This is a genomic window from Desulfovibrio sp., from assembly GCF_035644575.1.
Classification (GTDB): Bacteria; Desulfobacterota; Desulfovibrionia; order Desulfovibrionales; family Desulfovibrionaceae; genus Desulfovibrio.
On sequence record NZ_DASQOG010000165.1, the window covers coordinates 1 to 5,166 of the forward strand.

Sequence of the window (5,166 nt, forward strand, 5' to 3'; positions counted from 1 at the left end):
GCGAGGCCACCACGGCGTCAAGAGCTTCTTCGGCTTTGGCCTTGGTGGGCAGGCCGGCTTTGGCATGGATCTTTTCTACGAGCTCAGCTTTGGTCATGATGCTACTCCATAAAGGATTTCGGTTATTCCCTGCAAGCCGGACCGGATCGACTGCCAGAAGTCTGGGGCCGAGGCCGATTCGCCGCACTCAAAAGAAACAGCCGCAAAAAAGCCGCCAAGGCTTTTTCACGTCATGGGGGAATCGTAAGCAAAACCGCTTCTGCTGCGGTCAGAACTTTTGTTTCCTTACGTCAGGGGCGGTTTCCTGTCAACGAAAAAGCGCAGAATCCCGCGTCTGCTCTAGCTTTTCACGAAAAACCGTTTGGGCAAACAGGCTCGGCGCAAGAGTCTGCCCTTTACTGGAAGTTTTTTATCTGCCCGAAATATAATGATTAAAAAATACTGTTATAGATCAACCAGGCAGACTTCGTCATCGCCGAGGTTTCGACCCAGAAAAAGGCTGCCTGTCCGGGCAAAGCGGGCGGCATTGTCAGTGGTCAAAAAGCGGTAGTGCGCGCCGCTATCCGCATGCCGCAGCAGATTGGTGGCCCGCAGCTCGTCAGCCACGCACTGTGCCGTGGTTGCGGCAGAATCCACTATGCGCACCTGCGGCCCAACCACGTTTTGCAGTGCTTCCTGCAACAGTGGAAAGTGCGTGCAGCCAAGCAGCAGGGTATCTGGTTCCAGATTCCCTGTGGGGGCGGCTCCCTCAAGTGGAAAAATGTCAGCAAGATAGCGCCTTGCAACTCCTTCCACAATGGGGCCGTTCATCCAGCCTTCTTCGGCAAGGGGCACAAAGAGGGTGCAGGCGCGCCCGGTCACAACTGCGTCAGGCCGGATGCGGGCAATGGCCTTTTGGTATGCGCCGCCGGAGATGGTGGCCTCTGTGGCCACTACAACTATATGACCGTTGGCGCTGGCTGCGGCAGCTGCCTGCGCGCCGGGATCCACCACGCCCATGACCGGCAGCGGGGCAAACTGCTCCCGCACTGCGGAAAGCGCCGCGGAGGTTGCCGTGTTGCAGGCAATCACGAGCATTTTAACGCCCATGTCCACCAGCTTTTGGGCGGCCTTGAGCGTATAGCGCGTGATGGTGTCGCGTCCCTTGGTGCCGTAGGGCAGGCGGGCTGTGTCGCCAAGATAGAGCAGATCTTCGCCGGGCAGGCACTCTGCCAGGGCCTTGAAAACCGTGAGGCCGCCCATGCCGGAATCGAAAAGGCCAATGGGCAGCCGGGAAGAATCATTCATTGCAATTTCCTTTACAGTGCCGCGCGCGATACTGCAAAACGCGCGCCTTGGGGGCTTTGCTGTCTGCCCAAAACAGGCGAAGCGCCTCCGGCGCTGCCCTGCGGCAGGTCGAAAGCGCTCCGGCCAGAAAAACTTCGGGCGGCAGCGGCGCTAGAAACCTTGGCCCAAATAGCGCACGGCTGTAAAGAGCAAAACTGCGGTCAAAAGGGCCTTCAAGGCAATCGAAGGCACATATTTCTGGCAACGCGCCCCGGCATACATGCCGCACATGCCGCCAAGGCCCACCAGAACGCCCATGCGCCAGTCAGGCGCAACGGCCATATCCGGGTAAAAGGGCGCGAGCAGGGCATAAAATGACACGCCCGCCACGGAAGTTATAAAGGTGGCAAAGAGCGTGGAGCCAGCAACAACATAGACAGGCAGCCCGAAAAACGAAACCAGAAAAGGCGCCATGATGGCCCCGCCGCCAATGCCGTAGATGCCGCCCACAAGGCCCACCACAAGGCTCAGCAGCACAAGCGCGCGGGTGGCGACAACATACTTGGTTTCCTGAAATACAAAGGCAACTTCCTTCATGTTCCAGTAGAGCACGTGACAGCACATGAGCCTGCCGTTTTTGTCCTCGCAGGTGGGCATGTTTTCTTTCTTTTCCTTGCGCGACCACAGCGAGGCCCTGCCTTGCCATGTGGTCATGGCCATGCGCCCGCCAATGTACAGCAGCACAAGGCCTGCAAAGATTTTAAAGCTCTGGGGGTTGGGCAGCAGGTTGATGCGCACGATGGCCCCAATAAACACGCCCGGCAATGTGCCCAGGGCAATGGTAAAGGCCAGCGGCCACACAAGCCGCCCCTCGTGCCAGTAGCGCCATACGCCCGAGGGACAGGCCAGCACGTTAAAGAACTGGTTGGTGGCGCTGACGCTGGGGTTGGTATAGCCCAGAACGCTCATCTGAAACGGCAGCAGCAAAAAAGCGCCCGAGATGCCGCCCATGGATGTGAAAAAAGAAATGCCCAGAGCCACCGCAAAAGGAACAAACGGATTGCACTCAATGCCTGCAGTTGGAAAATACATGCTGGCCTCCTGCGCAGATGGCATGATAACTATTTTGAAATGTTAAATTTTTTTTGAACTTGAAGTTCTAATATTCACGGTTTTTATAATAACCGTGAATATTGAAATTGTCACGCCATTCCGCAAAAGGTTTGCCGCCGCCGCGCGCGGGCACGCTGATTTTTCCTGCTTCGCCGGGGCATCCTGCCTGTCTGCGCGTTGCCTGCGCACCGGCAAAAAGGTATAATGCACCTTTCAAAGCCACCAGCCGCCAATCCCCCCACGGCAACAACAAGCAGAGGATGCACCATGCTGGCCATTCTGGACTACAAGGCAGGCAATCAGACGAGCGTGCGCCGCGCCCTTGAACATTTGGGTATACCTTGCGCCATCACGGCGGACCCCGCAACACTGGAAGGCGCCCACGGCATCATTTTTCCGGGTGTGGGCGCTGCCGGGCAGGCCATGCGCGCCCTGCACCCCACGGGCCTTGACGTGCTGCTGCGCGAGGCCGTCAAGCGTGGTCAGCCCCTGCTGGGCATCTGCCTGGGCTGCCAGATTCTGCTTGACCGCAGTGAAGAAAACGACACTACGACCCTTGGCATCGTGCCGGGCCTGTGCCGCCGTTTTGAAGACAACATGCGCGAAGAGGACGGCACCCCCGCGCCCATCCCGCACATGGGCTGGAACAGCCTGAAGGCGACCGCCCCCTGCCCTCTGCTCGCGGGCGTTGCCCCCACAGCGGAATTCTATTTTGTGCATAGCTATTATGTGGAGCCTGACCCCACCTTTGTGATCGCCACCACCACCTACGGCAAGGAATTCTGCTCAGTATACGGGCGCGACGGCCTGTGGGCCACCCAGTTCCACCCCGAAAAAAGCGGGCGTCCGGGGCTGACAATTCTGCGCAACTTCTACGACTACTGCGAGGCGCGTCATGCTCAGTAAGCGAGTGATTCCCTGCCTGGATGTGCGCAACGGGCGGCTGACCAAGGGCGTCAAATTTGTGGGCAACGAAGACATCGGCGATCCGGTTGAAACCGCGCGGCGGTATTATGAGGAAGGCGCGGATGAAATCGTGTTTTACGACATCACGGCCTCTGCCGAGGCGCGCGGTATCTTTATTGATGTAGTGGAGCATGTGGCGGAGCAGATTTTCATTCCCTTTTCTGTCGGCGGCGGCATTTCCAGCGTGGCAGACATGCGCGCGGTGCTGCTGGCCGGGGCGGAAAAGGTTTCGGTCAATTCGGCGGCGGTCAAGGATCCGCACATCATCAGCGATGGCGCGGATGCTTTCGGCTCACAGGCTATCGTGGTGGGTATGGATGTGCTGGCTGTTCCGGTAAGCGCAGAAATCCCCTCGGGCTACGAAATCGTCATCCACGGCGGCCGCAAACGCATGGGGCTGGACGCCATTGCCTGGGCGCGCCGTTGTCAGGAGCTGGGCGCTGGCGAACTCTGCGTCAATTCCATTGATGCGGACGGCACCAAGGATGGGTACGAACTCAAGCTGACCCGCGCCATAGTCGATGCCGTGTCCATCCCTGTAATCGCTTCCGGCGGTGCGGGCGAACCGCGCCACATGCTTGAGGCCGTTACCGAGGGCGGGGCCTCCGCTGCGCTGATCGCGTCCATTGTTCACTATGGGCAGTACTCCATTCGGCAGTGCAAGGAGTACATGGCCGGGCATGGAGCCAAGGTACGCATGACCTGGTAGGCTCGGCCCCAAGGGCTTGCGCGGCCTTTTGCCGCATCAAAAGCAGAAGATATGAGTAAAAATCCTTTCCGCGCGGATCAAGTTCCGGTTGCGCTTGCCGCTGTGCTTCGCGGTCTGCCCCGCGTGGCGGTGGCTTTTTCCGGCGGGCTGGACAGCCGTTTTTTATGCCACGCGGCCCTACTGTGCGGGTGCGACGTGCTGGCCGTGCATGTTTACGGCCCGCACATTCCCCCGCAGGAAAGCGCAGGGGCTGCCACCTGGGCGCGCGGGCGCGGCCTGCGCCTGCGCACGGCGCGGTTTGATCCTCTTGCCCTGGCGGAGGTGGAGACCAACAGCCCCCAGCGTTGCTACGGCTGCAAGACCGGCTTGGTGGCTCTGCTGCGCGGTGAGCTTGCCCCCATGGCGGAAGGCCATGACCGCGTGCTCTGCGATGGCACCAATGCGGATGATTTGCAGGCCTACAGACCGGGACTGCGCGCGCTTGAAGAGGGCCGTGTGCGTTCCCCCCTGGCCGAAGCCGGGCTGACCAAGGCGCAAGTGCGCGAGGCCGCCCGCGCCACTGGGCTGGACAGGCCGTGGCAGCGCGCACGGCCCTGCCTGTTGACGCGGCTGGCCTACGGTATGCGGCCCGAGGCCGACACGCTTGCGCGTCTGGCAGCGGCGGAGGACGATCTTGCGGCACTGGGAGAAACCGCCTCTGCACAAGGGGAGGCCCAGGGAGCAGCGCTGGCAGCGAAACAGGATGGGGGCCGCGTGGGGGCGCTTGGGGATTTCCGTCTGCGGCTCACGCCGGAACCCGTGTTGCAGGCTGAAAAACTGCCGGAAGAACTGCTCCCCGAATTACAGAACATCCTGATCCGTCAGGGTTTCTGGCCTTGCAGGCTGGAGGCTGGCGGCAATATCAGCGGCTTTTACGATGCGGGCAACAGCGCCGGAAGCCGCTAGGCAGGGCAAATATTTTCCGCCTGCAATCAGTGTTTTCGGCCCGGAATGTGGCTCGGGGCTGGACTTTGCCGATCAAAGAGCATATGAATACCCACTTATATTAACGGGGCTTGCCCCTGGAGGGAATCATGGCACATAAGAAAATTGAGCGTAAGAAAGAACTGGAT

Annotated in this window: 6 protein-coding genes; 3 read left to right on the forward strand and 3 right to left on the reverse strand. The window is 59.9% G+C overall.

Annotated elements, in window-relative coordinates; all coding sequences use genetic code 11:
* The 3 genes from VEZ52_RS09540 to VEZ52_RS09550 form a co-directional block, all read right to left on the reverse strand.
* Window positions 1-97: HU family DNA-binding protein (locus VEZ52_RS09540; protein ID WP_324836606.1), on the reverse strand; the 97-nt coding region annotated here is incomplete at its 3' end.
* A gap of 347 nt (window positions 98-444) precedes the next feature.
* A complete protein-coding gene (gene murI / locus VEZ52_RS09545) occupies window positions 445-1,287 on the reverse strand; it encodes a glutamate racemase (protein ID WP_324836601.1) in 843 nt (280 codons plus the stop codon).
* 150 nt (window positions 1,288-1,437) lie between these two features.
* Entirely contained in the window at window positions 1,438-2,358 is a 921-nt protein-coding gene (locus tag VEZ52_RS09550) for a sulfite exporter TauE/SafE family protein (RefSeq protein WP_324836602.1), read from the reverse strand.
* A 288-nt stretch (window positions 2,359-2,646) separates the two neighbouring features.
* On the opposite strand from VEZ52_RS09550, the gene hisH reads away from it, so the two are divergent.
* The 3 genes from hisH to VEZ52_RS09565 are packed head-to-tail and all read left to right on the forward strand — an operon-like array spanning window position 2,647 to window position 4,999.
* A complete protein-coding gene (gene hisH, locus VEZ52_RS09555; RefSeq protein ID WP_324836603.1) occupies window positions 2,647-3,285 on the forward strand; it encodes an imidazole glycerol phosphate synthase subunit HisH in 639 nt (212 codons plus the stop codon).
* Window positions 3,275-4,054, forward strand: coding sequence for an imidazole glycerol phosphate synthase subunit HisF (gene hisF / locus VEZ52_RS09560; protein WP_192113196.1), 780 nt, complete (start codon window positions 3,275-3,277; stop codon window positions 4,052-4,054). Before hisH ends, hisF begins: the two co-directional genes overlap by 11 nt.
* A gap of 51 nt (window positions 4,055-4,105) precedes the next feature.
* Window positions 4,106-4,999, forward strand: a complete 894-nt coding sequence (locus VEZ52_RS09565) for a PP-loop family protein (RefSeq protein WP_324836605.1) — start codon at window positions 4,106-4,108, stop codon at window positions 4,997-4,999.
* The last annotated feature ends 167 nt before the right edge of the window (window positions 5,000-5,166 follow it).

Bases quoted from the DNA above. Each gene is read 5' to 3' on its own strand.
- VEZ52_RS09550 (WP_324836602.1), bottom strand. From the start codon at position 2,358: ATGTATTTTCCAACTGCAGGCATTGAGTGCAATCCGTTTGTTCCTTTT.
- hisF (WP_192113196.1), top strand. From the start codon at position 3,275: ATGCTCAGTAAGCGAGTGATTCCCTGCCTGGATGTGCGCAACGGGCGG.
- hisH (WP_324836603.1), top strand. From the start codon at position 2,647: ATGCTGGCCATTCTGGACTACAAGGCAGGCAATCAGACGAGCGTGCGC.
- VEZ52_RS09565 (WP_324836605.1), top strand. From the start codon at position 4,106: ATGAGTAAAAATCCTTTCCGCGCGGATCAAGTTCCGGTTGCGCTTGCC.
- murI (WP_324836601.1), bottom strand. From the start codon at position 1,287: ATGAATGATTCTTCCCGGCTGCCCATTGGCCTTTTCGATTCCGGCATG.